Below are 26450 nucleotides of genomic sequence, written 5' to 3' on the forward strand. Positions count from 1 at the left end.
TATAGTGGGTTTATATTTTCAAAAAGAGCAGACTATAAAGACATAAGAAAAAGAGGGGATTTGTGTCATGCAAGTTCGAAGTTACGGGTTACCGCAAAACATGCGGACCGTAGTCAGACCACTCAAGGAAGTAGCTATCATTATTTTTTCAGCCTTTTTAATTGCAAGCGGGATGCGATTGTTTCTAATTCCTCATCAGCTTCTGAGCGGTGGGGTAGCAGGGGTGGCTTCGGTCGTCGGTTATTTAACGGATCCGAAGTACATTTCTAAGCTTTATTTTGTAATAAACCTTCCTTTAATTGTCTGGGGATTTATTGCAGTAGGGAAAAAATACATCTTACTAAGCTTGCTTTCCGTCGTGGCCACCACCTGGTTCATTACCATTATTCCTGAGGTGCAAATGACCAAGGACCCCATTCTTGCAAGTATTTTCGGTGGAGTAATTATTGCTGGGGGCGTTGGTTTTTCTCTCCGTACTGGGGGCTCTTCTGGGGGATTTGATATATTAGGCTCGATTATTTCACGTAAACGGGATATTCCCATGGGGAATATCATGTTCTTAATGGATGGATTAGTTATTCTGAGTTTAGGCTTCTTTAAAAGCTGGGATTCCGCCTTATACGCTATGCTCTGTATTTTTGTAAAGAGTAGAGTAGTCGATATGATCCATATTCGCCATGTGAAGCTGACCTGCTTTATCGTTACCAAAGAACGGGAGATGATGCTGACCCGTCTCAGAGAGTTACCTCATGGCATCACTGTCGTCAATGCAGAGGGTGGATACAGTCATGAGGGAAATACCATGCTAATGACTGTAACGACTCGGTATGAACTTGCAAATCTGCGGAGAACTATTCTTGAGGCAGACCCAAGCTCCTTCGTCAATGTTGTGGAGACTGTAGAGATTCAGGGCCGGTTCAAACGATTAGGATAAATTCAGGGACCTACCTCCCTTGCTGTTATATAAATGAAAAGGAACGCTGCATTCAAATCTGCAGCGTTCCTTTTCATTTATAAGTGATGCTATTTGCTTATTTTTTACTAGCGGAAATATACCAGTCATTCACTTCCTTAGTAATTTCATCACCGCCAGATTTCTTCCAGTTGGCCACCATCGTATCGAACTCTTCGATAGGGGATTGACCGTAAATGATCTTGGAGTACGTTTGAAGTACCAATTTCTTTAATAGCTCATTTTTGGATTTCATGGTTTCAGTCAGAGGTCCTTGGAAGTAATTCTTCATACGAATATCCTTTTGCTCCAAGACGATCTTCATGGCTTCAATATTCTCCGGTTTACGAACCGCAGCTGTAGCGATCTCATACGGTGTTTCAGGCGTACCACCATTTGCCAGTTTGTTCATCGTCTCTGCGTACAATCCCGGCTCACGGGCACCGTCAAAAGTAAGAGAGTAGTAGATCGGTTCAACTAAATGTGTCCGGTCACCATAGCCCGGGAATAGATCCGGATATTTCGCCGGGTCCTTTACTACAGTACCATCTGCTTGCTTGGCATAGTCATAACCTTCAGCAAAGCCATTTTCGAAAATGCCACCTTTTTGTGGATTCGCCCAGTTATCGAATAAGAAGTTATAATAACGCAGCAGTGCTTCTTGATGCTTCGAATCTTTATTGATCAGCATCCATCCGTTAACAGACGGGTTACCACTTTGTGTACCAATTTTGCCATCAGGACCGGCAGGAATTGCATAAGCTTTGTATTTTGCACCAGGTACGTTGTTCAGCAGATCACCAAACGGCCAGTCAGGAAGCCAGTTGCGGCCTACAATTGCACCCGCTTGACCTTTAGTGAATTGTTCGTAACCACCATTTTCATCGACAAGACCTGCATCTTTAGTGATATAGCCTTTTTCCATCCATGTCTTCAGTGTAGACAGTGCTTGCTTCGCACCTGGATCGATCGAGCCATAGCTCAGCGTACCGTCTGCACCTTTGTTCCATTGTTCTGGCATGGTGCCGAAATCACCGAACAACCAGCTGATATCAGCGATCCAGTTCAAGTAAGTATTTTTAAAACCGGTTGCGAGACCAAGAGTGTCTTTCTTACCGTTGCCATCAGGATCTTTGTTTACAAAAGCGTCCATGATGTTCTCAAAATCAGCAAGTGTCTTAGGAGCCTGCAGACCCAGCTTATCCATCCAATCTTGACGCAGCCAGAGAACCATGTCGTCATTATAAGCGTAATCCAGAACCGGAAGCGCCATAACTTTGCCATCGCGTGTTACTGGTAACAAGGTATCCGGATTCAGCTCCATACCCTTCTTGTATACATCGCCAGCATACTTGTCGATCAAGCCACCAACATCTGTGAACTGTCCGGAGTCAATCAGCATATTGACCGTTTCCATATCGCCGCGGTAAGTGATCACGTCCGGCATTTTATCACCTGAAGACAACATAAGTCTAATCTTCGTCTGATAGGCCTGGTTGGTGTCGGTGACAACCCAATCATATTTCACATCAATGCCCAGATTATCTTTCATATAAGTGTTAAGAACGTTGTTCTCCATACTCTCGCCGGTTTTATAGTAATAGTTATTACCGATGGCCTTAACCGTTGTAAGTGTGATTGGCTCAACATATTTGCTGCCATCCCAACCGGTTTCGTCAACATTACTTTTTGGCTGTGCTGCATTATCAGTAGTGCTGTTTTCTTTCTTTGTCGCATCGTTTGAAGCTGCCGGACTGTTGTTATTATTACTTGAGCAAGCCGCCAGACTTAGCGCCATTACCGAAGCCATTAATATGTTGCTTATCCGTTTGTATTGCATTTTCTTCTTTTCCCCCTAGATCGTATTGAGAGCGCTTCCCCCTGCTCTACATATCAAACTATAATTCTCGATGAAAAATTTGGAAATACCCGATATTTGGTGCTGATACTAATTTTTTTATCTTTTTACTATTACTCTTTAATCGCTCCTAATACTATCCCCTTCACGAAAAACCGCTGTAGGAATGGATAAATCAACAGTACTGGCAACATGCCTATGAAAATCTGTGCAGCTTTCACTGTCCGCTGAGAGATATTCAGCAGATCACGAGGATTCGCCGTCAACTTACTGAAGTCCTGCGATACAATAACCGTCTGTAGGAATGTGGCAAGCGGATAGTTACGGTAATTATTGATATATAGTAAACCATCAAACCATGCATTCCAGCTACCGACAACTGAGAACAACGACAATGTGGCAATAGAAGCCATAGCCAATGGGAGATACACACGGAACAGTACGGTAAAGTGTCCTGCTCCATCAATCAACGCAGCCTCCTCCAGCTCTTTTGGCGTCGCCTTGAAGAAATTCATGAGCAGAATCATATTAAATACTTGCACTGCACCCGGTAACACAAGCGCCCAGATCGTGTCCATCATGTGTAAATTCCGCACGACCATATATAAAGGGATCATCCCGCCTGTGAACAGCATCGTGAAGACAAAATACCAAGCGTAGATGTTACGGCTTTTGAGTACTGACGAATCCTTCGATAAGGAATAAGCAGCAAGGGTAATCACGCTCATCGTCATAAATGTGCCAAGAATCGTCCGACCCACTGAAATAAAAAATGCCCGTAAGAAATTGGGATTGTTCAAGGTTTTGGTGTAGGATTCGATATTAAAATCGACTGGCCAAAGTCCGACCAGATGAGCATTAGCCGGTGCGCTTGCACTGAAGCTAATCGCTAAAATATGAATAATCGGCAGGATACAGAGCAGTCCAGCTATGACAAGAATGCAATAGTTAAGTATTGTGAACAACTGGTATCCTCTTGTTTTGTAATACATCCCTGAACCTCCTAGAATATTTTATAGTCAGCCAATTTATAGGCCACTCTGTAACCAACCACTATGAGTAAAAAACCAACCAATGATTTAAACACGCCAACAGCAGTAGCAAAGCTATACTGGCCATTTAAGATACCGGTTCGGTACACAAACGTATCAATGATATCGCCTTTATCGTATACAAGCGGGTTATACATATTAAAGATTTGGTCAAAACCAGCGTTAAGTATATTACCAATAGCCAAAGTAGCAACGACAATGATAATAGGTACCAGCGACGGAATCGTTACGCTTAAAGTTTGTCTCCAACGGTTCGCGCCATCTACCTCAGCTGCTTCATATAGCGACGGATTCACACCCGCTAACGCTGCCAAATAGACGATCGTACCATACCCAAATTGTTGCCACACATCGGTCACCACTACGATAAAACGGAACCAGTTGCCGCTGGCTAGAAATAGGATAGGCTCAATGCCAAACCAATTCTGTAATACAGAATTAATCATCCCGTCAGCGGATAACATATCCGTCAAGATGCCTCCGAGAAATACCCAAGAGATGAAATAAGGTAAGTATACGAGCGTTTGCACCGTTCTTTTGACCGAATTTCGCCGGACTTCATTCAACAGAAGCGCAAATGTAAACGGCACGATGACATTCAATATAATTTTCAAACTGGCGATCAGAACGGTATTAACAATAACTTTCTTACTGTCCGGGTATTCAAACATAAAGCGAAAATGTTCAAGTCCAACCCACTTTGATCCCCATATTCCGTCATAAGGCTTGAAGTCTTTGAAAGCGATCACAAGTCCCCCAAGTGGCAAATAACCGAAGATGAACTGTAGCACAACAGCAGGTATCAACATTACATGCAGTGGCCATGTTCGTTTTAGGAATCCTTTCAGCCAGGGCCGCGAGACCAGTGTGCCTTTTACATTCATCTTTTTTGCTGTTTCCATCCCCATAATCCTCTCTACCATCATTTTTTAGGATTGACATCTTCAACATCATCCTGCAATAGTAAGTATACAATCGCCTTATAAGGTCGTCTGCGCCGAGATTTTTGGAACAATGCCTGATTTTTTGTTTCCTTACTTTCATGAAGCGAAGGAGTCGCAAGCATGAACACACGCTTTAATACATTTACAAAAATCATCTCTTTGGTCCTGATCCTGCTAATTCCGCTCGTGGGACTATATTGGTTCTCCAACCAGACAAGCCTGCGTGTGGTCTCGGACGAAATTGAGAAATCGATGTACAAGGACCTTACATACTTTGCCGTGCAGACTGACAATGTCGCCGCGCAGCTCTCAAAAGGCGGACTTATCCTCAGCGAAGATATCAATGTACGCGCGCTCGAATTCATCGAAATTATGACACTGTATGAGCAGACTAATGAAAAGCTCAAAATTGATGACAAGCTGAAACTTGTAATCGCTTCCTCAACATGGGACACAACACTTAGCATCTATGCCCCCGACACACGAACTTTTGTTTCCTCCAATGTTTCCAATGTGTTTGACAACAACCAACTACGGCGCAACTTTTCTCGGACTTGGAAAATAACGACCGATGTACCCTCCTTCTATCGTGGGCAGCAACGCTTTGTTCGTCATATTACCGAACCATTTAATTCCTCCTTGGATCAGGCGAAGCTGATTGTTGAAATGAGCTTTCCTGCCACGGATTTGATCAAGGCACTGGATCGTTTCAAAAAAGGAGGCAAAGGTGATCCTTTTTTTATTTCATCCGATCATAGTGTGATACAAGCCATAGATGCGGATCAGAAGCTACAGAAAGAGCTAATTGAAAAGATCGATCTGAAGGTTCTCGCTAAACATCCGTTCACACGGCTTACACTCTCTGGAAGCGAATACGCCGTCAGTTGCGTCTGGATGCCGGAGCTCAGACAATATCTGGTGGATTATTTGCCAATTCAGGATGTAGTACGGCCGATTACAACAAACAGCTATTTATTCTACAGCTCGATTTTCTTCTTGCTTGTAGGTAGTACTATCGCAGCGTACTTCCTATACAACACCGTTCAAGTACCTATTCGTGAACTTATTCGTGGAGTGCGCAGAGTCAAACGTGGAGATTACACAACGATCAATGTCTTGCATCCAAATAATGAATTTCACTTCCTACTGGTCAGCTTTAATGATATGGCCACGCAGATTGAACAGCTTATACAGAATGTTTACCTGGAGCAGATAGCTTCAAGAGACGCCAACCTGAAGCAGCTGCAATCGCAGATTAATCCGCATTTCCTATACAATTGCTTCACACTCATTCGCAGTCTGACACGTCTAGGTGAGAAAGAGACGGTTATGCAGCTAACGATGCATCTAAGTAAATATTATCGCTACACGACCTACTCAGAGCGGCAAACCGCCGAGCTGAAAGAGGAAATCGATTTGGTTCAAAGCTACCTCGCCATTCAGGCGATCAAAGTTCAGGATTTAAAATACGAGATTGATATCCCCAGTGACTTTGCAGGGCTTAAGCTGCCGCGTCTTATCCTTCAGCCACTAGTTGAAAATGCCGTATTGCACGGGATAGAGCCGGTAGGCTGCGGAAGTATTCATATCAGTGCCTATGTCACCGAAGAGTATAATATTATCGCAGTTCAGGATGACGGGATTGGTCTTACGGAAGAAAAGCTTATCTCATTGCAGCGGCAGATTGCGTTTCCTCCTGTCGAAGATAAGGGCTGTGCTTTATGGAATACAAGGCAACGAATACAGCTACAGTTCGGGAAAGAAGCCGGGCTGCGTATTATCAGGCGGGAGGAAGGCGGAGTTGAAACCCAGCTATACTGGCCTAATCAGTCAGATTACGATAGTGCTTCATAACTGGCTTACATCAAGGAGGAACATGAAATGCACCAACTGTTAATCATAGATGATCAGACAGCCCTTGCAGATGATTTAGCTGATATGCTTCCCTGGCACGAAATAGGCATCGACATTGTTCATAAAGCCTACTCTGGACGTGAAGCACTAGAACTACTCTATGAACATTCGATCGACGTCGTTGTAACTGATATCTGCATGCCGGGAATGTCAGGGCTCGATCTCATTGCCGAAATCAGACGTAACTGGAAACATACAAAATGCATTCTGCTCACAGGTTTTGCCGATTTTGAATATACCAAACAGGCGCTGAAGCTGAGATCCAGCGATTATCTCCTTAAACCAGTTGAAGACGAAGAATTAATGAGCGCCGTTCGCAAAGCACTAGACGAGCTTGAACAAGAGTGGCAAGAAATCATTTCGATTCAAAAAATTAATTATACGCTTAGAGAACAGCTGCCTAAGCTACGGGAATATCTACTGAGGGATCTGATTACCGGCAAGCAGGACCCGGCCATTGGTCCACTTTCCAAAAAACTTCAAATGTATGAAGTTCCCATTGCCAGAGGCACTTCCTACAGCATGATGCTGCTGCGGATAGACACAACAGAAGGTGAGTACGATCAAAGTGATGAGACACTCATTGAATATGCACTGACTAACATTGCTGCTGAGCTGTTCGGCCCCCGTATGGCGTTATGGCATTGTACAGATATGCACGGATTTATCGTCTGCTTGCTGTCAGACAAGTCCCTTCCAAATACGATTGAATCAACAAAGATAAGCGAAGAAGAGGAACTCGATGTCTGGATTGAAACACAGGCCTTTCAGCTCCAACGTGCGGCTAAATCCTACTTAAAGGTAGGCGTATCCGTTCTAACGAGTAAAAGAGGCCAATTTCCGCAAGATATCCGGACCATGTATCAGTCCTCACTGGCGAGTTTCAGGCATTTCATCGGAAGGGATACCGAATTGTTCATTTCACTAGCCAAGGAACCAAACCGCGGTGAAATGCAGCAGCTAAATGAGCTCTACCTAACGCCGACTCTCGGATTGCTGCTGGAAATGGGCCAATGGGAAGCAGCCAACGATAAGCTGGCAGCAATCCTGAAAGAGCTGGAAGAAGAATGGCGAGACTCACAGGAGCATATCCTTGAAGCTTATTTCGCCATTGCCTCCTCCATTTCTTCTCTTATTCATCGCACCAAAAAATGGCTGGCTGACACGATCGGTGAAGATTTCTACACCGTTACTAGCGGGCAGCCTATGCAAACAGTCGATGAGCTACGCAACTGGAGTGAACGGGTCATCGCCAGCTACCGACGCTCGGTTAGCAGTGTGGAGAAGGATTCCCGAAACTCCATTATCCGCAAGGTACAGGATTACATCGCGCAGAACCCTGGTACAGCTTCACTACAGACTATATCTTCAAGCGTATATCTGAATCCTTCATATCTCTCTAAGATTTACAAGCTTGAAACTGGTGAAGGAATCAGTGAATATACGCTTCGTGTTCGTATGGAGAAGGCAATCCTCTTGCTAGAGCAGTCGCCTGAAAAAATCTATGAAATTTCTACCTTGCTTGGCTATCAAAAACCTAGCTATTTCATTCATCTATTCAAGAAGCATTATGGCATAACACCGCAGGAATACCGCAACAAACTCGGTTTATAAGTCTAAACAAGAAAAACGCCTGACGTCGTCCATGGAGGTAGAGTTACAAGCTGAGTACATCCGTAATTCCATACTCGTATCCATATACACCTTCGTAGTGTGGTTCCGCTTGCGGACCGAATGGCTTTATTTCGATGAAATGAGCACATCTATTAGGGACGGACCGTATTGCACTTATTCCCTAATAACAAGCCCCTTCCCGGTGATCTGGGGCGAATAACAGCGCTGGCTCGTTTACGTTACCGGCGGCACATTGTATTCGATTTTTCGCATACAATTGGCTCGTTTACGTTACCGGCGGCACATTGTATTCGGTTTTTCGCATACAATTGGCTCGTTTACGTTACCGGCGGCACATTGTATTCGGTTTTTCGCATACATTTGGCTCGTTTATGTTACCGGCAGCACATTGTATTCGATTTTTCGCATACATTTGGCTCGTTTACGTTACCGGCGGCACATTGTATTCGGTTTTTCGCATACATTTGGCTCGTTTACGCTACCGGCGGCACATTGTATTCGATTTTTCACATACATTTGGCTTGTTTACGTTACCGGCGGCACATTATGTTCGATTTTTCGCATACATTTGGCTCGTTTACGCTACCGGCGGCACATTGTATTCAATTTTTCGCATACAATTGGCTCGTTTACGCTACCGGCGGCACATTGTATTCGGTTTTCGCATACATTTGGCTCGTTTACTTTACCGGCGGCACATTTGTATTCGATTATTCGCATACATTTGTCCGTAGGCTCGACTAAAACATGCATTTCGGAGGATATAAGGTCCGCTCGGTTTTTAGAAACTGACGGATGACTCCTCGTTTATTCCATGTTTCCTGCTTCTTCACGTTCACCCCTCCTTCCTCTTTCTTCGGAGTTATCCACATTTTTTTGTATTGTATAATTTACTAAACAATAAAAAAAGATGCTTACAGCCATTTAGCTGTAAGCATCCCTTTTTATTTCCCCACAGCTCTTATCGGCGATCTTTAGGACCTCCGACGAAAGCCTGCTCTGTTGTATCGAGATTGTAGGCGGTATGCAGCGCCTGTATGATTGATGGCAAATTGCCTGATTCAATGACGCAAGATACTTTGATCTCAGAAGTGCTGACCATCTTGATGCTTACACCCTCTTGGGAGAGTACATCAAACATTTGAGCCGCTACCCCTGGATGGCTGACCATACCAGCACCAACGATGGATACCTTCACCAGGTTATCCTCGGAGGTAACTTCACGATAAGGCAAAGTTTTATGAATTTCTTTAATTACTTCCTTCGCCCGATCCAGTTCATCAAGAGAAACTGTAAATGAGAAGTCAGCCTGCTCATTCTGTACACCACTTTGTACGATGATATCTACGTTAACGCCCTCTTCAGCAAGCTTGCCGAAGACCTGAGCGAGTACACCTGGTACATCAGGAACTCCAAGAATACTGACACGTGCTACATTCTTATCAAATGCAATACCACTAACTACGATTCCCTGCTCCATGCTTGTTTCCTCCTTCACAACAGTACCTTCATTATGATTAAAGCTCGATCTAACGACCAGCTTAACTTGATGACGCTTAGCGTACTCCACTGCACGTGGATGTAATACAGCCGCTCCCAGATTGGCAAGCTCCAGCATTTCATCGTAAGAGATTTCCTTCAGCTTACGTGCCGTCTTCACGATACGTGGGTCAGTGGAGTAAATACCATCTACATCGGTATAGATCTCGCATACATCAGCTTGAATAGCAGCAGCCAATGCTACGGCTGTAGTGTCCGAACCACCGCGGCCTAATGTGGTGATCTCACCGTCCACAGTCATTCCCTGAAAGCCTGCAACGATCACGATCTGTTCACGCTCCAAAGACGCTAATACACGACGCGGGTCAATTTCATTGATACGAGCTCTGCCGTGAGTTTCGTCTGTTCGGAATCCAGCCTGCCATCCTGTATAAGAAACTGCATTCCGCCCGATCCCATGCAGGGCAATGGACAATAGAGCGACGGAGATTTGTTCACCTGTCGTCATCAACATATCCATTTCACGTGCGGGCGGCTGCCCGTTTAGTTGCTTCGCCGTATCGATCAAATCATCTGTTGTATCCCCCATTGCAGATACAACCACAACGCAGCGATGTCCCTCATCTTGCTTGTCTGCGATGCGCTTGGCGACGCGTTTCATTCGTTCAGTGTCGCCGACGGAGCTGCCTCCGAATTTCATAACATAAAGTGACAAAGTCCCATTCACTCCCCATATCGGTCTATGTAGTTGCTTCTAATCGGTTTCCCGCTTTAAATCAGTATAATACGAAAACAGTGCCTTGCGTTAATGGTTTCATAAAAAATTTATTAAATTTCCCCGCTGTGAAAAAAAAGATAAGGTCAGCATCAACCCTTCAGCTGTGCTTATTTTACTCAACTTCCAGTATTTTAATGTAGGTTTCCATAGCATCTTTATCCGTTACTGTTCATAAAAAAACCTCCACCGTATAAACGGGGAGGCTCTTCTGGTAATATCTAGGTTATTGTTCTGTTTCCTACGCGCGGGAGATATATTTACCTTCACGAGTATCAACCAGCAAGATGTCTTCTTCGTTGATGAACAATGGAACCTGAACACTATGTCCGGTTTCAAGCTTGGCCGATTTCGTAGCACCTTGAGCAGTGTTTCCTTTAACGCCAGGCTCAGTTTCAACAACCTTCAACTCTACGCTGGTAGGAAGGTTGATCCCAAGAATCTCACCTTTGTAACTAACGATGTTTACAGTCATGTTCTCTTTAAGAAAATTCAATTCCCATTCCAATTGCTTTTCGGACAATTCGAATTGGTCATAAGTTTCGTTATCCATGAAAACGTGGTCCGATCCACTGGCATAGAGATATTGTACACCACGGTTTTCGATAATAGCACGGCCAATCGTTTCACCTGCACGGAATGTACGCTCTACTGTATTACCGTTACGCAAGTTCTTAAGCTTGGAACGAACAAATGCTGCGCCTTTACCTGGCTTAACGTGTTGGAAATCAATAACGGTAAAAATATCTCCCTCTACCTCTACGGTCAAACCTGTTTTAAAATCATTTACTGAAATCACTAAAAATCCCTCCAAAATTTATAATCAATCTAATACTTCACACTTACTTACAGTACTGTATATTCTTTAGACGAATGGGTCAGCAGTGATATTCCGCTCTCCGTGATCACAATGTCGTCTTCAATACGTACTCCGCCAATTCCCGGCAAATAAATACCAGGCTCCACAGTTACTACCATCCCCGGCTGCATAATATCGTCGCTAAGTTTGGACAAACGCGGCCACTCATGAACTTCCATTCCAAGTCCATGGCCTGTGCTGTGTCCAAATTGTTCACCATATCCGTAGCTAGCAATGATATCACGTGCCAAGGCATCACATTCCCGTCCAGTCATACCCGGCTTGATATGTGCTAAAGTATGTAACTGAGCTTCCAGCACAATATCATAGATCTCTTTCAGCTTCGGATCCGGTGCTCCGAGTGCGATGGTTCTTGTCACATCTGAGCAATAGCCATCAAGTAATGCACCGAAATCAAAGGTAATGAATTCATTGCCTTGAATTACACGGCTGCTTGCTACGCCGTGTGGCATGGACGAGCGTTCACCTGAAGCAACAATCGTATCAAACGATGAAGAAGTTGCACCATGGGTACGCATATAAAATTCCATTTCCAAATCAACATCGCGCTCAGTCATGCCCGGCTTGATCACGTTCAGAATATGACTGAATGTAGCATCGGCCAGATCTGCTGCACGTTGCATAACGGCAAGCTCTTCCTCATCCTTGAACATACGAAGGTCTTCCACAGCTTTGGAAATTGGAACTAACACTGCCGGCTTAAGTGCTTCTGCATATGAGGTGTACGCGCTGAATGAAACATCATCCTGTTCGAAACCGATACGTACCTCTTTACCAGAAGGCAGAAGCTCGCGAACTGTATCAATGAACTTAGTTGTATGTTCTACAACTTTAACCCCCATTGCTTGGTCCGCGGCCTGTGTCATATACCTGAAGTCAGTCAGCAGATAACAATCATCACTTGTCACCAGTACATAACCGGACGATCCGGTAAATCCACTTAAATAGCGGCGGTTATAACCGCTAGTTATCAACATTGCATCCAATCCTTGATCCTGCAAAACCTTACGCAGCTTGGAGACACGCTTGTTACCCATTTTCATTCTCCTCTCGAAATAGCCACATTGTATTTTAACATAGGGATATCCCCTTGAGAAGTTTTTTCGCGCCGTTAGGCAAGCGCTGTACTTTGCTCACGCTTCCGTTCGTCCGTATACTCGATCGCTGCTGTATATCCAATGAACATTCCCCATAGCAGAAAAATGCAGAACTCACTAATGACCGTGTTCCAAGGCAGCTTGAATGGGGGCTGCATAAGAAACATCTGCGAACCAGGAATAAATATAATCGCCCACCATAAAACGCCGTAGACCAGGCCTGGCCAAGGTCCCTTCAGCTTGCGGAGAAGCAGTACATACAGCATGGAGGCGATGACCGAAAATACAATAAACATCATATATCCCACGAAATGTCCAAATGCTGTTGTCAAAAACGCATGCCTGAAAAAAGGCTCTGCGATAAAGCCAGGGCTTACTTTGGTAAAACTGAACCAATAGACTAGCCAATGAAGCCCACCCCAAATTAATCCTGCAAAAAAACCTAATTCGAGTGCAAAAAGCCAAATATTTGTATGCCCCGATTGTTGTTGATGAGATTTGCTCATGAAATTGCCTCGCTTTCTTTATTTTCAATGCCGATTTTTCTCTCGTTCTCTCTAGAAGATAGTATGTACAGCAAAAGGCGATCCAACTAGTAATGTCTTCAAAAATTAGTTACAATGTATTATATAAATCATATTAAATACGAGAAGGTGAATTGGTTGTCCCAGGAAACCCCCAGTTACGGCGGCCAAGCCGTCATTGAAGGCGTCATGTTCGGCGGTAAGCATATCAATGTAACAGCCGTGCGACGCAAGAATCAGGAAATCACATTTTTAGAAGTACCCAAAAGCGATAAGAGCTGGGTCACGAAACTGCGCAAGATTCCGCTGCTTCGCGGCCTTGTCAGTATAATAGATGCCAGCGCTAAAGGCTCTAAGCACTTGAACTATTCAGCCGAATCCTACGCTGAAGATGAATTGGAACCGGAAGATATCGAGAAGGAAAAAGCGAAGCCTAAGAAAAAGGATGAGGGCTGGAGCCTTGGAATGATTTTTGGGGTTGCTGTAATGGGTATTCTCTCCTTCTTGTTCGGAAAGCTCATTTTTACGCTTGTTCCGGTATTTGTAGAGGATTTTTTATTTAAAAATGTATTTGATAACTACGTACTGCACAACCTCATAGAAGGCGGCATCAAAATGATTCTCTTGCTGGTCTATTTGTGGGCGATTTCTCAAACACCTGTGATCAAGCGACTGTTCCAGTATCACGGCGCCGAACATAAAGTCATCAGCGCTTTTGAAGCAGGCGAAGAACTGACTGTTCAGAACGTTCAGAAATACAGCCGTCTGCATTACCGCTGTGGAAGTAGCTTTATGATGCTGACGATTATCCTCGGTGTGATCATTTACTCCGTAGTCCCATGGGATAATCTTTGGGAACGAGTGATCCAGCGGATTATCTTGTTGCCAGTCGTAATTGGTGTGTCGTTCGAAGTTCTAAAGGGAACCAATGCGGTAAGAGAAGTACCAGGCCTTAAATATCTGGGTTACCCTGGATTGTGGCTGCAACTCCTTACAACCAAAGAGCCAAAAGACGATCAGGTAGAAGTATCTATTGCCTCTTTTAACCGTATGCGTGAGCTTGATGCTGCGATTGAAGCAAGAGGATATTCGGAGGCAAGTGTGTCAGGCGGCATATTGGATCCTGCGAAAGGATGAGTGATCTATGATCAGGCATGCTTTAATTTTTTGGATTACGGTTACGCTTGCGATTTTCGGTTTTGTGATTGGAGTCTTGACTGAGCCCTTCTTTACGCTGTCGAAGCTGATTCTCCCCCTAGTACTGTTAGCAATCATTTATTATGCTTACAAAAAAATGGGACCAGGCAAATACGCTCGTAGCAGCAGTGGATCTAAGGTTAAAGTGAAGCCTTCCCAGAAAACCATGTCAAAGGTAGCAGGAATTCGTAAGACTCAAGCTGCACCAGGCAAACGCAAAAGCTATCCTTTCCAAGTGATCGAAGGAAGTAAAGGGAAAAATGACGATCAGCTTCCGAAGTATCACTAACTTCATAAGAACTCCAAAAAGCATCTCCACGTTTTAAGTAACGTGCGGGATGCTTTTTTCTCATATGGATATTATCATGTTCGTTATCTTGGTCGCCACTCCTTAAAGAAATCTTCTCCTGCTTTAAGTCCAGCAGCATACATTTCATCGCTTTGCGCTTTTGTAATTTCAAATTGAGTCGTCCCAATCCCAAGCGTAGGAATTTTTACCGTACGAACAAATTTATCCCCTTCAATAAACTTCTCATCATGAGCAGAGAGCATGGTGGTTACCATAGCTTGGAGCATACTGAATGGCCCTCTAATTTTATGCGGCTGTGGATCGGTCTTACCTACCGTTTGATAACCTACCGTAGGAATTCTGCTCCCAGGTTGTTTGCTCCCATTATTCTTGCTGTCAAATAGCCACAACGGAAAGTTACTCAAGAGCCCACCATCTACAACATACACAAACTGCTCGGCAAAGGATTTCCCTCTTGCTGCCTGCCCGTTTAGTCTTAACATTACAGGATCAAAAAAATAAGGAATGCTGCAGCTCATTCGCACTGCCTTGGCCACTTCAAAATGCTCCGGAGAGATCCCATACTGCTCCAAGCCATCTGGCAAGACCAATATCCTTCCATTTGTGATATCGGATGCGATGATAGATAATTTACCGGCAGGCAGATCACGGAAGGTGATGATCCCCTTTTTCAGTAATAATGCTCTTATCCATGACTCCAAGGCTTCTCCAGAATATAATCCTTTCTTCAATAACACTCGCAGCGCAGGACCAACGATAGTCGTATTATAAATGGGACCTCGCTTCAGAAACGATGAAAAGGATGTTCCTTGGATTATCCGACACATTTCCTCCCCTTCATAGCCCGCTGCTAGTAAAGTGGCTACAATCGAACCTGAGGAGGTTCCTGCTACCCTTTTAAAAGTCCAGCCTGCCCTTTCTGTAGCTTCAACTGCTCCCGCAAGAGAAATCCCCTTTACGCCTCCTCCTTCAAATACTGCGTTAATCTCCATACACAAAAATCCCCCGTTTCCCATAGATTCTATTGCTTATCTATGAGCACGGGGGAACATTCATGACTCCTTATGAATAACAGCTAAACTATTAGGATTTAAAATAAAAGGTCAGTAAGCTCGACAATCCGAACGGATTGCGGACTACGACGTCATTCGCTCTAAACATAATACTACCTGCAACCTCTTCGTACTTCTCATTATATTTGAGCTGATTAATAATTTGATCTCCACTTTGCCATTCAGCCTTTTGATCACTGGCTCCGACCTTATAACCAGCTAACCCGATGTAGAGTTTAACATTCGTATTCTCGACTTCTTTTACCCACCAATCTACTAACTTGTCATAACGAGCTGTGCTAAAGGACAAACTCCAATAAATTTGCGGAGCGACATAATCAATCCAGCCCTGCTTAATCCATGTCCGAACATCCGCATACATGCTGTCATAAGCAGATACCCCTGCAGTCGTGTCCGAACCTGTACTATCATTTTTAATATTTCGCCATACTCCAAAAGGACTGATTCCATAAGAAGCCTTTGGCTTCACCTTATGAATCTGTTCTCCCAACTGACGCACAAATTCATTAATATTATCTCGGCGCCAATCAGCTTTAGAAAGCTTTTTCGTATTATAGGTAGAATAAGCAGCATCATCGGCAAAAGTAACATTTGAAGGATAAAAGTAATCATCCAAATGGACACCATCGATATCGTAACCTTTAACCACTTCCATCACCGTGTCGATGATATGCTGGCGAGCCTCCGGAATACCTGGATTAATGTATTTCTTACCATCGGCATTCACAATCCATTCTGGATGTGCTTTTGCCACATGGTTACTTGCTAACGCTGAGGTGGAAGCATCCGTCGTTGCACGGAATGGGTTGAACCAAGCATGAAACTGCATGCCGCGGGAATGCGCAGCACTGACCATATAGCTTAGAGGATCATATCCCGGATTCTTCCCTTGTGTACCCGTCAATACCTTAGACCAAGGAACTAAAGTCGATGGATACAGACTATCTGCTGAAGGTCTAACCTGAACAAATACAGCATTAAAGCCAACAGCCTTTAGCTTGTCTAACAAATTATCAAACTCCTGCTTTTGTTTCGCTTCATTTCCTGCCGAAGACGTTGAAGGCCAGTCCAGGTTGAATACGGTAGAGATCCAAGCCCCCTTCATCTCCTTACCAGTCGATCCACCAGGGATAGTCGGTAACGTCGGCACTGTTGGTGTCGTTGGTGTCGTTGGTTTTTCTGGATCGACAGATTGTGGTGGTTCAGTGTTGGAGATCAAGGAAATATGCTTATTAACCTGATCCCATAACACCTGCAGTCCCAATTGCTCACTTACAAAACGAATGGGTACCATTACCCGCCCCTGCTTAATCTGCACGGATGTATCCAGCGCTACCGAAGTATCGTTTACCCATGCGTTTTTCAGGCCACTGGTCAGCTTGAGAATCGTATCTCCTTGAGTGATCGTTACAGTCTTACTATTTTGATTCCATACTACGCCGGCATTTAATCCTTTACTGATCACACTTATTGGCACCATCGTTACATTGGAAGTTGTGATATACGGAGGCACATCACTAACCAGCGCCTCTCCATCCAGTTCAATCGTAATTTGCACCGCTGCCGCGCGTGCACCAGGAGACCATAAAGGCAGAAACAACATAAGTACTAACAAACTCAACATCCATTTACGATAATTCATAATTCCTCCCCAAATCTAAAAAATATGTATCCAAAAAATAAGAAAAAACGGATAAATCCTTCAAGCAGATGAGAGAATGCCTCCTTCTAAAAAGGGGGTATCTGTCTCTGCAAAAAATATAAGAAGTACCGAATAAAACTCATACTCTCTTATATTTTTAAAAGGACTGTATCCGTTTTGACGCTAAAAACTGGGAAAGGTTGCACTAAACAAAATAGAAACGGCTATACTATCCACTGATTATGCTCACGAAAGCCTTGCTGCGCATAACTTTTAGGACAGTATCCGTTTCGGGAAAAACATTTCAAGAATCGCTTGTCAGTTCGTTGTGAATCGCATATAAAGTCTGTACACGTTCTTCGTCGCGGCGGAAATATTCTACCAATGTTTCAATACGCGTAATCGAATCCCAACTTAAGTGATGCTCGATTCCTTCAACATCATTATAAATGTATTCCTGCTGTACTCCGATCAACCCGAGGAATTCCTCCAATAGTTGATGGCGATCAACCAGACGTTTTCCTACTTTTTTCCCTTTGTTGGTTAGGACAAGCCCACGATATTTCTCATAGATGAGATATTCGTCCTTATCCAGTTTTTGGATCATCTTGGTCACAGAGGAGGGGTGTACTTCCAGTCCCTCGGCAATATCCGAGACCCGCGCATAACCTTTCTCATCTATGAGCTTGTATATGCGCTCCAAATAATCCTCCATGCTGGGTGTTGGCATTAAACTTTACCTCTTTTCTATAATGAGCATGGCGCCGGGCCAAACCTTGCTCTAACAATGATACATGTTTCTAACGCACCTTGGCAAGTCCTTCAAAGGAACTTACAGATGAGTTGCACATGTTTGCCATGCTTCTATTGGGGCTGAGTTAGACATAATAAACATACTCGTCATTCAAAAGGAGCGTGAATTTATGACTATAGTGACGCCAGAGCCCTCTACTGTAAAAAGACCCAGAAAACCTACTGCACTTTTTCTTCCAGAGCTTGTTTTCTTTGAACCGAATGCTTTAAATTACCCTAAAGGTGAAAAAATAATGGAATGGGTAAAGGCTAACAATATCCCATATCGTATGACCACATCACATAATCGTATTATGAATTTCCCTGGTGAAACGGAGGTCGAGCAATATAAAATTGCCAAAAGAACGCTTGTTGTCGGCCTACGCAAAACTTTGAAATTTGACCAATCCAAGCCATCGGCTGATTATGCTATTCCCATTGCCACCGGCTGTATGGGGCACTGCCATTATTGCTATTTGCAGACTACCTTAGGAGCAAAGCCCTACATTCGCGTATATGTAAACACAGGTGACATTATAGATGCTGCCAAAAAATATATTGAGGAGCGCAATCCAGAAATCACCACTTTTGAAGCTGCCTGCACATCAGATCCTTTAGGAATTGAGCATATTACCGGCTCTCTGGCAGAACTGATTACATTTATGGCAAAAGAACCCCTTGGCCGCCTGCGCTTTGTGACCAAATACCAACATGTTGAACCACTGCTTGCTTTGGAACATAACGGACATACCCGAGTTCGCTTCAGCGTGAACGCAGATTATGTAATTAAAAATTTCGAGCCTGCCACCTCCCGGTTTGAGGAGCGTATTGAAGCCGCTGGAAAGGTAGCACGGGCGGGTTATCCTCTTGGCTTTATCATTGCTCCAATTATTTGGTATGACGGCTGGCAAGAAGGTTATGCTGAGCTACTGGCCAAGTTAGCCCAGACCCTCCCCCCTGAAGTCGGAAAAGGATTAACCTTCGAAATGATTCAGCATCGATTCACCAAAACCGCTAAGACGGTTATAGAGAAGCGCTACCCCAAATCCAAGCTAGAAATGGACATGGAGAAGCGTAAGAAGAAATGGGGGCGCTGGGGACAAAATAAATATGTCTATCCAGATGAACAGCAAACCGCCCTGCGAGAGTTTATCACAGAGCGGATATTCGAACATTTTCCAGAAGCAGGAATTGATTATTTCACTTAAAAAATGAGCCAATCTGGTGTGATTCCCTGTAGCCAAACTGTGATCCGAAACATTTGATCTGTAAAGAGCAGAACGCCCATAAATACCATGAGAACGCCACCAATCTTCATCAGCACATTTGAATATTTAAGGATACGTCTGGCTCCTCCAAGAAAGAAGGCTAAGACAAAGAATGGCAATGCGAACCCGATGCTATAAGCCGTAATTAACGTAAACCACGTGCCAGGCTCACTTGCAGAAAGTGCGATAATCGCAGTCAGAATCGGTCCAATACATGGAGACCAGCCCGCTGAAAAACCGATACCAAAAATAAAGGATCCCACATAACCCGCCGGCTTCCATTTTAAATCAAGCTTACGTTCGCGAAGTAGAAATTGCGGCTGAAAGATCCCAAGCAAAAATAATCCCATCACAATAATCAAAATCGCCGATAATTGCCGGATCAGATCACGCTGTCCATTAAAAAATTGTCCAAATAGTCCTGCACCAAATCCCAAAGTGTAAAAAACCGCTGAAAAACCTAAAATAAATGCCAATGTATGGGTTATTGTGCGTATACGGACCTCTTTGGTATTGCTGCCTGACTTCAATTGCTGAACGGATAATCCGGTAATATACGATAAATAAGAGGGATAAAGCGGTAAGCAGCAAGGTGATATAAACGATGCTATCCCTGCTGCTAAGGCTATTCCTGCATTGATATTAGACAAGGTAGCGGCTCTCCTTCCAGCATTCGAGTCACTTCAGGGCATACCCTATATTTTATTCGCTGTTTATGCTGGCAAACCCTTTTTACCAATCAAAGTCAACACTAATAGTGATATGAGTAAAAGCACAATGGTTGCACCAGGGGCCAGATTCCAAACTCCTGCAACCACTAGTCCGCCTACAACAGCAATTTCCGAAATGATGACGGATAGAATGACTGAGGATTTAAAGCTTCGAGATAACAATAAGCTGATGGCCACAGGAATGGTCAGTAGAGCTGATACCAGCAAAGATCCAACAATTTTAATCGCAGTACTGATTACAAGCGCCGTCAGAATGGTAATCAACATGTTAAGCAGCTTCACTGGGAGTCCGCTGACACTCGCAGCATCCTCTTCAAAGCTAAGTAAGAAGAACTCCTTAAAGAACAGAGATACTACTACTACAACTGCTATCGTTACGATCCCTACTACGATTAAATCGGTATTGTCTAGCGTATAAATGCTACCGAACAAGTAACTCATAACATCTGCATTATAACCTTTTCCTAAAGTGAAAAAGAGTGAGGCTAAAGCCACTCCGCCCGACATAATTATGGCTATCGAGAGCTCTGCATAACTCTTATAAGCCTTGCGCAGCTTCTCTATCGCGAAGGAAGCCACCACTGCAAAAATAAGACCTGCTCCCAGCGGGTAAAATCCTGTCAAAAAACCAAGTGCCACACCGGCAATCGTAACATGAGCCAGCGTATCCCCAATCATAGATAAACGTCTGAGCACAAGAAAAACGCCTATAAGCGGCGCTGTAATGCCTATCAGAAGACCGCCCGCAAGCGCTCGCTGAAAAAAATCGCTAAATAGAATTTCCAACTTTAACTCTCCTCCGTAGAACAATTGAAACATTTTTAAAAGCTTTTATTAAAATCTTTTTTTGATTCCTCCCAACCCCTCCCTCCTAAGGGAGGGCCTCAAGGGCTCTGCCCTCTAGACACCCGTCAAGTGCAACTGGCGTAGGAGGTGGGGTTACTGAACATATCCGATTCTCTATGTACGCCCCCAATAATCGAGTGTTCCCTTTTACTACCAGAGTTTAACTATGACCTAAGAGAGTGTGTGCTGCAGGTTCTCCTCTGTACAATTCTGCAAATCATGAGAATGACGGGAGAAAAAGTTAATCTTACCGTTCGTTTGCACAGGTTCATTCCCTAAGTAATTCTTAATCATGTCAATATCATGCGACACCATTAGGAATGTCATATGATGATGGGCATGCATATGTGTAATTAATTCAAAGAATCCTGCTTGTGATTCAGCATCAATACCGACTGTAGGCTCATCCAAAATCAGCAGATCCGGATGGTTGATCAACGCACGTGCTAGAAATACACGTTGCTGCTGACCGCCTGACAGCTGGCCTACTCTTTTCTCCGCAATATCCTGTATCCGCATCACTTCAAGTGCATCTTCGCACTGACGATGCTGAGCCTTAGATACTCTTCGAATAAGATTCTTGTTGTTGTACAAACCAGATAGCACTACTTCACGCACCGTTGCTGGAAACAGCGGGTTGAAGGCGTTCTTTTGTGGAACATAACCTATCCGTTCCCAGTCTTTAAACTTGCGGACAGGCGTTCCAAATAGTTTGATTTCACCACTGCTTGCCGGAAGCAAACCGACGATCATCTTCATCAGTGTTGTTTTACCAGCGCCATTAGAACCAATGATACCAAGGAAGTCTCGTTCTCTTACACTATAGTTAAGATTCGAGATCACCTTCTGTTCACCATATGAAAAAGAAAGATCCTGTATATCGATGATATGCTGATGGCAGTCCAAGGATACCGATTGCATGCTTTAGCACCGCCTTTTCCTTATACTTTCCTTTTTATTGTAAAGCCATAATCAGATTTTGCAAATTTTTCTCCATCAAGGTGAAGTAGTTATCCCCGTTCTTTTCTTGCTCCGCAGTAAGACCCTCTACCGGATTAAGAACCATAGTAGACACACCAGCTTCAGCCGCTAACGTCTTAGCCAGTTTATCGGAGACAAGCTCTTCAAAAAAGATGTATTGAATTTTCTCCTCTTTAACCATCTTCGCCAGGTTTACTAAATCCTGTCCACGCGGCTCAGCGTCTGGGGATAATCCCATAATCGCATGCTGCTCAAGCTTATAGTCACGGGCAAGATAGGCAAAAGCTTGGTGCGAAACTACAATTTTGTGGTTAGGCAGCTTGGTAAGCTCCTGTTCAAATTTACTATCCAAAGCCTGTAAACGTTCAGCAAGCTTATTGTAACGCTCTTCATAACCATCTTTATGCTCAGGGTCCACAGATTGAAGGCTTTCTTTTATATTGCGCGCCATGATGATCGCTGATTTTGGACTTACCCAGGTATGTGGGTCCGTATGAAGGCTATCCTCAGAAGAATGGCTATTATGATCAGCATCATCTTCGTGATGATCCTCTTCGCCGCTTCCCCCATGATCATGTCCGTCATCTTCATCGGTCATTATTAAATTAACACCTTTACTTACTTCAACAGCTTCCACTTTACTGCTACTATCAAGTCCTTTTAGAAAATTAGGAACCCATCCCTCAAGCCCTGCTCCATTGTACAAGAATAGTTGCGCTTTGGAGGTATTGACAATATCCTGACTGCGTGGTGTCCAATCATGCGGCTCTACACCAACCGGAAGAAGATTAATGGCATTTATATCATCTCCACCAATTTCCCGAGTAAACTCATAAATAGGATAAAAAGTAGTTACAACATTTACTTTCCCTTCAACTATACTTCCACTGCTCTTAGGTCCACATGCAGTGAGTGTAAATACAAGCACCAATGCAAGTATAAGCAGACTTATTCGTGACTTCATAGCAACCATTAAATTGATCTCCCTCTCAAATCGTAATCTTTACTATTAGAAGTATAATAGTAATCATTACGATAAGTCAACAATAAATCCTAATAAGATGATTCTGAATTTTATCCCTTCTTATACGTTGAAAAAAGGAATGTTCCCACAGCCTAGCTGGCTGAAGGAGCATTCCCTTTCTTATATAACAATTACATATATAGATTCTACATAACGAATCTTACTTCACAATAGCTCCATTTGGCATGCTATCTGGAACTGTGGCGATGGTTAACTGGTCACCTTTAGAAGCCGCTAAAATCATCCCTTGGGACAATTCTCCGCGCAGTTTCACTGGCTTCAGGTTCACAATACAAATCACTTTTTGGCCTACCAGCTCTTCCGGTGTGTAAAACTTCGCGATACCAGAAACGACTTGACGCTGCTCATAACCTAGATCCAGCTGCAGCTTCAGCAGCTTGTCGGCTTTCTTCACAGGCTCAGCTGCAATGACCTGAGCTACCCGAAGCTCAGCCTTGGCGAAATCGTCGATGCCGATCTCTTCTTTATGCTCTTCCTCAGGCTCGGATACCACAGGAGCCGCAGGTGCTGCTTCGGTCGCTTCAGCAGCCGGTTTACCAGCGCCCATGGCTTCGGCGATATAAGCTACCTCTTGCTCCACATCCAGACGAGGGAAGATTGGATTGCCTTTCACCAGCTTTGTTCCTGCCGGAATCAGACCAAAGGTCTTGCCGCTGTCCCATGTCGTTAATTCACCAACTTCGATGCCAAGCTGTTCCCAAATCTTCGCTGGGGTTTGCGTCAAGAACGGCTGCAGTAGAATGGAAGCGGTGCGAAGACCTTCCACAAGATGTCTCATTACGGAAGCCAACTCAGCTGTTCTGCTCTCATCCTTAGCAAGCACCCAAGGCTGTGTCTCATCAATATATTTATTGGTGCGGCTGATAAAGATCCCGATCGCTGTTAGCGCTACGGAGAACTCCATTTTTTCCATCGCTTCTTCTACTTTGGCATAAGTATTCTCTGCCGCAGCTTGAAGCTCACCATCAAATGCTGTTACATTTCCTTCATACGCTGGAAGCTCTCCACCGAAATACTTCTCTACCATCGCACCTGTCCGGTTCAACAGGTTACCAAGGTCATTAGCAAGATCATAGTTAACCCGATCTACAAAGCTTTCCGGTGTGAATGTACCATCCGAACCAAATGGTACTTCCCGTAGCAGGTAATAACGAAGTGCATCCAGGCCGTAACGATCAATTAATGTAACTGGATCTACTACGTTCCCTTTGGATTTTGACATTTTACCATCCTTCATGAGCAGCCAACCATGAGCAAATACCTTTTTCGGAAGAGGCTCACCCAGCGCCATTAGAATGATTGGCCAGTAAATCGTATGGAAACGGACGATTTCTTTGCCGACAATATGCACATCAGCAGGCCAGAAATTATCGTACAGACTACGATCCTCGGAACCGTAACCCAAAGCAGTAATGTAATTTGTCAATGCATCGATCCATACGTACACTACATGCTTTTCATCGCCTTTAACCTTAACACCCCAATCGAAAGTCGTACGGGAAACCGCAAGATCCTCCAGACCAGGCTTGATAAAGTTGTTGATCATTTCGTTTTTACGGGATTCCGGCAAAATAAACTCCGGATTCTCCTCATAAAATTGCAGCAATCGATCTGCATATTTACTCATCCGGAAGAAATAACTCGCTTCCTTCACCAGTTCAACCGGATGACCGCTATCAGGGCTTTTTGCACCAATGATTACGCCATTGTCATCTCGAACGATATCAACCAATTGTGTTTCTGTATAGAAGGTTTCATCCGGAATACTGTACCAGCCTTCATATTCGCCTTTATAGATGTCACCTTGCTTGAGCAGTCGATCAAAAATATCCTGAACAACCTTTTTATGACGCTCTTCCGTTGTACGGATGAAGTCATCATTGGAGATGTCTAGCTTGCGCCATAATTCCTTAATGCCAACAACGATGTCATCTACGAACTGCTGAGGGGTTTTACCTGCTTCCTCTGCCTTCCGTTCAATCTTTTGACCATGCTCGTCTGTACCTGTAAGATACCTTACATCATAGCCGCGTAGACGTTTGTAGCGGGCCATTGCATCTCCAGCTACGGTAGAATAAGCATGTCCGATATGCAGCTTATCACTCGGATAGTAGATAGGTGTAGTTAAGTAAAAAGTTTTCTTTTCGCTCATTGATTAATCATCCTTTCTTTCATAAAAAGACAAAAAACTCCCGCCCCTTTAATGGGGCGAGAGTATAACTCACGCGATACCACCCAAATTTCCTGTCTCTTCACAGAGATCAGGCTTCGCCAGTTCCCTCTCGGGAACTGTCCATTAACGCTGGAACACGCCGTTATCTTACGTGAACCTCAATTGCAGTTCCCGCTCGAACACAGTTCCTCCCGGACCATATTCAATCTAACGCTCCATACCGGCTTTCAGCTCGTTCCGGCTCTCTGTAATGGGCGTACCGATTTACTCATCCGTTCCTCGGAATTCATACTATTACCTGTGAATATACCCAATGGCAAGGGCTCGTGTCAAGTCGCGCGAGCAGAATCCTTCTTCGTGGGGTGTTCTTCAAGAGGCGGAACCGGATCAAGTCCCCCTGGATTGAAGGGATGGCATCTAGCAATCCGCTTGGCAGCAAGCCATGAACCTTTAAGTGGACCATGGACTTCAATAGCTTCTAGTGCATAGGCAGAGCAGGTTGGATAGAAGCGACAAGTGGCAGGCTTAATCGGGGAAATGTACTTGCGGTACACCCGAATGGGAGCCTGGATCGTTCTACGAAGGGTCGCCATTCTTAGACCCCTTTTTTGCGATTAGCTGCTGCGACTAGTTCTTCTTCCCGGTTCTCTTCACATTCCTTGCAATAACCGAACACCTCAAATTTATGCTTGACTACCCGGAATTGATCAGGAGTATCCGTTAAATTCATCGGGCAGAAATTAATCGGGTAGGTTTTCTCGCATTGAAGGCAGATCATATGATGATGGTGATCCTGATGATTACAGCTTCCCTTGAATTTCACTCCGTCTTCAAAGACGATTTGTTCAAGTACACCAAGCTCTTCCATTACACGCAGATTGCGGTACACGGTATCAAAGCTAAGTCCGCTATACTTGCGGCCCATATGCTCATAGACATCCTTCGCTGACAAATAACCCTTATTCTCGCCGAATAACTTGGCAAGCGTTTTGCGTTGGTCGGTGATTCGCAGACCTTGCCCCGACATGACCTCTAATATTTGTTCTGTCGACAGCATACGCTCATCTCCCATAACATTTCAGTTCATTTATATTTCACTCTCTTAATAATGCCCCAAAATAAATGCCCCGTCAATGAAACAACCAAGCGTATGAGCGCTCATCAGAGTAAAATCATACATATAAATACAAAAAGTCCGGCTGAGTATTCCTTTGCGGAATATTCAGCCGGACTTTTATTTCAGGTGAATCCCAAATAACTT

The 26450-nt window shown here is 44.1% G+C and carries 23 protein-coding genes; 6 read left to right on the forward strand and 17 right to left on the reverse strand.

All coding sequences use genetic code 11. From position 1 onward, the window contains the following. The first annotated feature begins 67 nt into the window (after nt 1-67). On the forward strand, nt 68-934 hold the full coding sequence (locus MKX41_RS16185; RefSeq protein WP_081382878.1) for a YitT family protein: 867 nt from the start codon (nt 68-70) through the stop codon (nt 932-934). Between the two features lie 97 nt (nt 935-1031). Here MKX41_RS16185 and MKX41_RS16190 read toward each other — a convergent pair whose 3' ends face one another. The 3 genes from MKX41_RS16190 to MKX41_RS16200 all read right to left on the reverse strand — a co-directional run bounded on the left by MKX41_RS16190 (nt 1032) and on the right by MKX41_RS16200 (nt 4746). Beyond that, nucleotides 1032-2792, reverse strand: a complete 1761-nt coding sequence (locus MKX41_RS16190; protein ID WP_340971834.1) for an extracellular solute-binding protein — start codon at nt 2790-2792, stop codon at nt 1032-1034. 131 nt (nt 2793-2923) lie between these two features. Continuing rightward, a complete protein-coding gene (locus tag MKX41_RS16195; protein WP_283908428.1) occupies nt 2924-3802 on the reverse strand; it encodes a carbohydrate ABC transporter permease in 879 nt (292 codons plus the stop codon). An 11-nt stretch (nt 3803-3813) separates the two neighbouring features. Next, on the reverse strand, nt 3814-4746 hold the full coding sequence (locus tag MKX41_RS16200) for an ABC transporter permease (protein WP_340974946.1): 933 nt from the start codon (nt 4744-4746) through the stop codon (nt 3814-3816). A 180-nt stretch (nt 4747-4926) separates the two neighbouring features. Between MKX41_RS16200 and MKX41_RS16205 the strand changes: the two genes are divergently transcribed. Both MKX41_RS16205 and MKX41_RS16210 read left to right on the forward strand, forming a co-directional pair. Next, nucleotides 4927-6660 (forward strand): sensor histidine kinase, encoded by a 1734-nt coding sequence (locus MKX41_RS16205; RefSeq protein ID WP_340971839.1) that lies wholly within the window; start codon nt 4927-4929, stop codon nt 6658-6660. A gap of 27 nt (nt 6661-6687) precedes the next feature. Continuing rightward, complete coding sequence (locus tag MKX41_RS16210) at nt 6688-8334, forward strand: response regulator transcription factor (RefSeq protein ID WP_340971842.1); 1647 nt, start codon at nt 6688-6690, stop codon at nt 8332-8334. 982 nt (nt 8335-9316) lie between these two features. Here the strand turns inward: MKX41_RS16210 and MKX41_RS16215 are convergent. The 4 genes from MKX41_RS16215 to MKX41_RS16230 form a co-directional block, all read right to left on the reverse strand. Next, nucleotides 9317-10570 (reverse strand): aspartate kinase, encoded by a 1254-nt coding sequence (locus MKX41_RS16215; RefSeq protein ID WP_042190470.1) that lies wholly within the window; start codon nt 10568-10570, stop codon nt 9317-9319. 301 nt (nt 10571-10871) lie between these two features. Continuing rightward, nucleotides 10872-11429 carry an elongation factor P gene (gene efp, locus MKX41_RS16220; RefSeq protein WP_042190473.1) on the reverse strand — a complete coding sequence of 186 codons (558 nt, stop codon included), beginning with the start codon at nt 11427-11429 and terminating at the stop codon, nt 10872-10874. A gap of 47 nt (nt 11430-11476) precedes the next feature. Then, on the reverse strand, nt 11477-12547 hold the full coding sequence (locus MKX41_RS16225) for a M24 family metallopeptidase (RefSeq protein WP_340971847.1): 1071 nt from the start codon (nt 12545-12547) through the stop codon (nt 11477-11479). Nucleotides 12548-12621: 74 nt separating this feature from the next. Beyond that, nucleotides 12622-13113: a YqhR family membrane protein gene (locus MKX41_RS16230; protein ID WP_076284474.1), complete on the reverse strand. Its 492-nt coding sequence runs from the start codon at nt 13111-13113 to the stop codon at nt 12622-12624. Nucleotides 13114-13320: 207 nt separating this feature from the next. On the opposite strand from MKX41_RS16230, the gene MKX41_RS16235 reads away from it, so the two are divergent. Both MKX41_RS16235 and MKX41_RS16240 read left to right on the forward strand, forming a co-directional pair. Next, a complete protein-coding gene (locus MKX41_RS16235) occupies nt 13321-14268 on the forward strand; it encodes a DUF1385 domain-containing protein (RefSeq protein WP_371916578.1) in 948 nt (315 codons plus the stop codon). 7 nt (nt 14269-14275) lie between these two features. Beyond that, nucleotides 14276-14617, forward strand: a complete 342-nt coding sequence (locus tag MKX41_RS16240) for a hypothetical protein (protein WP_042190481.1) — start codon at nt 14276-14278, stop codon at nt 14615-14617. An 83-nt stretch (nt 14618-14700) separates the two neighbouring features. Here the strand turns inward: MKX41_RS16240 and MKX41_RS16245 are convergent, their stop codons facing one another. From MKX41_RS16245 to mntR, 3 genes are all read right to left on the reverse strand, one after another. After that, entirely contained in the window at nt 14701-15630 is a 930-nt protein-coding gene (locus MKX41_RS16245; RefSeq protein WP_340971851.1) for a patatin-like phospholipase family protein, read from the reverse strand. Nucleotides 15631-15721: 91 nt separating this feature from the next. Beyond that, the gene (locus tag MKX41_RS16250; protein WP_340971853.1) at nt 15722-17353 is read right to left on the reverse strand and encodes a family 10 glycosylhydrolase; all 1632 of its coding nucleotides are present in this window, start codon (nt 17351-17353) and stop codon (nt 15722-15724) included. A 304-nt stretch (nt 17354-17657) separates the two neighbouring features. Further along, the gene (mntR, locus tag MKX41_RS16255) at nt 17658-18083 is read right to left on the reverse strand and encodes a transcriptional regulator MntR (protein WP_042190488.1); all 426 of its coding nucleotides are present in this window, start codon (nt 18081-18083) and stop codon (nt 17658-17660) included. Between the two features lie 193 nt (nt 18084-18276). Between mntR and splB the strand changes: the two genes are divergently transcribed. Next, entirely contained in the window at nt 18277-19353 is a 1077-nt protein-coding gene (splB, locus tag MKX41_RS16260; RefSeq protein WP_340971856.1) for a spore photoproduct lyase, read from the forward strand. Here the strand turns inward: splB and MKX41_RS16265 are convergent. The 7 genes from MKX41_RS16265 to MKX41_RS16295 form a co-directional block, all read right to left on the reverse strand. Beyond that, on the reverse strand, nt 19350-20063 hold the full coding sequence (locus MKX41_RS16265; protein WP_339797658.1) for a cytochrome c biogenesis CcdA family protein: 714 nt from the start codon (nt 20061-20063) through the stop codon (nt 19350-19352). The two genes, splB and MKX41_RS16265, sit on opposite strands and share 4 nt — an antisense overlap. A gap of 63 nt (nt 20064-20126) precedes the next feature. Next, on the reverse strand, nt 20127-20930 hold the full coding sequence (locus MKX41_RS16270; protein ID WP_042194307.1) for a metal ABC transporter permease: 804 nt from the start codon (nt 20928-20930) through the stop codon (nt 20127-20129). A 231-nt stretch (nt 20931-21161) separates the two neighbouring features. Then, entirely contained in the window at nt 21162-21911 is a 750-nt protein-coding gene (locus MKX41_RS16275) for a metal ABC transporter ATP-binding protein (RefSeq protein WP_042190495.1), read from the reverse strand. A 34-nt stretch (nt 21912-21945) separates the two neighbouring features. Beyond that, nucleotides 21946-22944 (reverse strand): metal ABC transporter solute-binding protein, Zn/Mn family, encoded by a 999-nt coding sequence (locus MKX41_RS16280; protein ID WP_042190497.1) that lies wholly within the window; start codon nt 22942-22944, stop codon nt 21946-21948. A 211-nt stretch (nt 22945-23155) separates the two neighbouring features. Continuing rightward, the gene (gene metG, locus MKX41_RS16285; RefSeq protein ID WP_076284468.1) at nt 23156-25168 is read right to left on the reverse strand and encodes a methionine--tRNA ligase; all 2013 of its coding nucleotides are present in this window, start codon (nt 25166-25168) and stop codon (nt 23156-23158) included. Nucleotides 25169-25518: 350 nt separating this feature from the next. Beyond that, nucleotides 25519-25782: a membrane protein insertion efficiency factor YidD gene (gene yidD / locus MKX41_RS16290; RefSeq protein WP_042190501.1), complete on the reverse strand. Its 264-nt coding sequence runs from the start codon at nt 25780-25782 to the stop codon at nt 25519-25521. A 2-nt stretch (nt 25783-25784) separates the two neighbouring features. Then, the gene (locus tag MKX41_RS16295; RefSeq protein ID WP_042190503.1) at nt 25785-26246 is read right to left on the reverse strand and encodes a Fur family transcriptional regulator; all 462 of its coding nucleotides are present in this window, start codon (nt 26244-26246) and stop codon (nt 25785-25787) included. Nucleotides 26247-26450 lie beyond the last annotated feature (204 nt).

Source organism: Paenibacillus sp. FSL R5-0475, assembly GCF_038004585.1.
In the GTDB taxonomy this organism is placed as follows: domain Bacteria; phylum Bacillota; class Bacilli; order Paenibacillales; family Paenibacillaceae; genus Paenibacillus_AQ.

Bases quoted from the DNA above. Each gene is read 5' to 3' on its own strand.
- MKX41_RS16200 (WP_340974946.1), bottom strand. From the start codon at position 4,746: ATGAATGTAAAAGGCACACTGGTCTCGCGGCCCTGGCTGAAAGGATTC.
- MKX41_RS16240 (WP_042190481.1), top strand. From the start codon at position 14,276: ATGATCAGGCATGCTTTAATTTTTTGGATTACGGTTACGCTTGCGATT.
- yidD (WP_042190501.1), bottom strand. From the start codon at position 25,782: ATGGCGACCCTTCGTAGAACGATCCAGGCTCCCATTCGGGTGTACCGC.
- MKX41_RS16275 (WP_042190495.1), bottom strand. From the start codon at position 21,911: ATGCAATCGGTATCCTTGGACTGCCATCAGCATATCATCGATATACAG.
- mntR (WP_042190488.1), bottom strand. From the start codon at position 18,083: ATGCCAACACCCAGCATGGAGGATTATTTGGAGCGCATATACAAGCTC.
- MKX41_RS16230 (WP_076284474.1), bottom strand. From the start codon at position 13,113: ATGAGCAAATCTCATCAACAACAATCGGGGCATACAAATATTTGGCTT.
- MKX41_RS16190 (WP_340971834.1), bottom strand. From the start codon at position 2,792: ATGCAATACAAACGGATAAGCAACATATTAATGGCTTCGGTAATGGCG.
- MKX41_RS16245 (WP_340971851.1), bottom strand. From the start codon at position 15,630: ATGGAGATTAACGCAGTATTTGAAGGAGGAGGCGTAAAGGGGATTTCT.
- MKX41_RS16250 (WP_340971853.1), bottom strand. From the start codon at position 17,353: ATGAATTATCGTAAATGGATGTTGAGTTTGTTAGTACTTATGTTGTTT.
- MKX41_RS16225 (WP_340971847.1), bottom strand. From the start codon at position 12,547: ATGGGTAACAAGCGTGTCTCCAAGCTGCGTAAGGTTTTGCAGGATCAA.
- MKX41_RS16295 (WP_042190503.1), bottom strand. From the start codon at position 26,246: ATGCTGTCGACAGAACAAATATTAGAGGTCATGTCGGGGCAAGGTCTG.
- MKX41_RS16280 (WP_042190497.1), bottom strand. From the start codon at position 22,944: ATGGTTGCTATGAAGTCACGAATAAGTCTGCTTATACTTGCATTGGTG.
- MKX41_RS16235 (WP_371916578.1), top strand. From the start codon at position 13,321: ATGTTCGGCGGTAAGCATATCAATGTAACAGCCGTGCGACGCAAGAAT.
- MKX41_RS16195 (WP_283908428.1), bottom strand. From the start codon at position 3,802: ATGTATTACAAAACAAGAGGATACCAGTTGTTCACAATACTTAACTAT.
- MKX41_RS16185 (WP_081382878.1), top strand. From the start codon at position 68: ATGCAAGTTCGAAGTTACGGGTTACCGCAAAACATGCGGACCGTAGTC.
- MKX41_RS16205 (WP_340971839.1), top strand. From the start codon at position 4,927: ATGAACACACGCTTTAATACATTTACAAAAATCATCTCTTTGGTCCTG.
- metG (WP_076284468.1), bottom strand. From the start codon at position 25,168: ATGAGCGAAAAGAAAACTTTTTACTTAACTACACCTATCTACTATCCG.
- MKX41_RS16210 (WP_340971842.1), top strand. From the start codon at position 6,688: ATGCACCAACTGTTAATCATAGATGATCAGACAGCCCTTGCAGATGAT.
- splB (WP_340971856.1), top strand. From the start codon at position 18,277: ATGACTATAGTGACGCCAGAGCCCTCTACTGTAAAAAGACCCAGAAAA.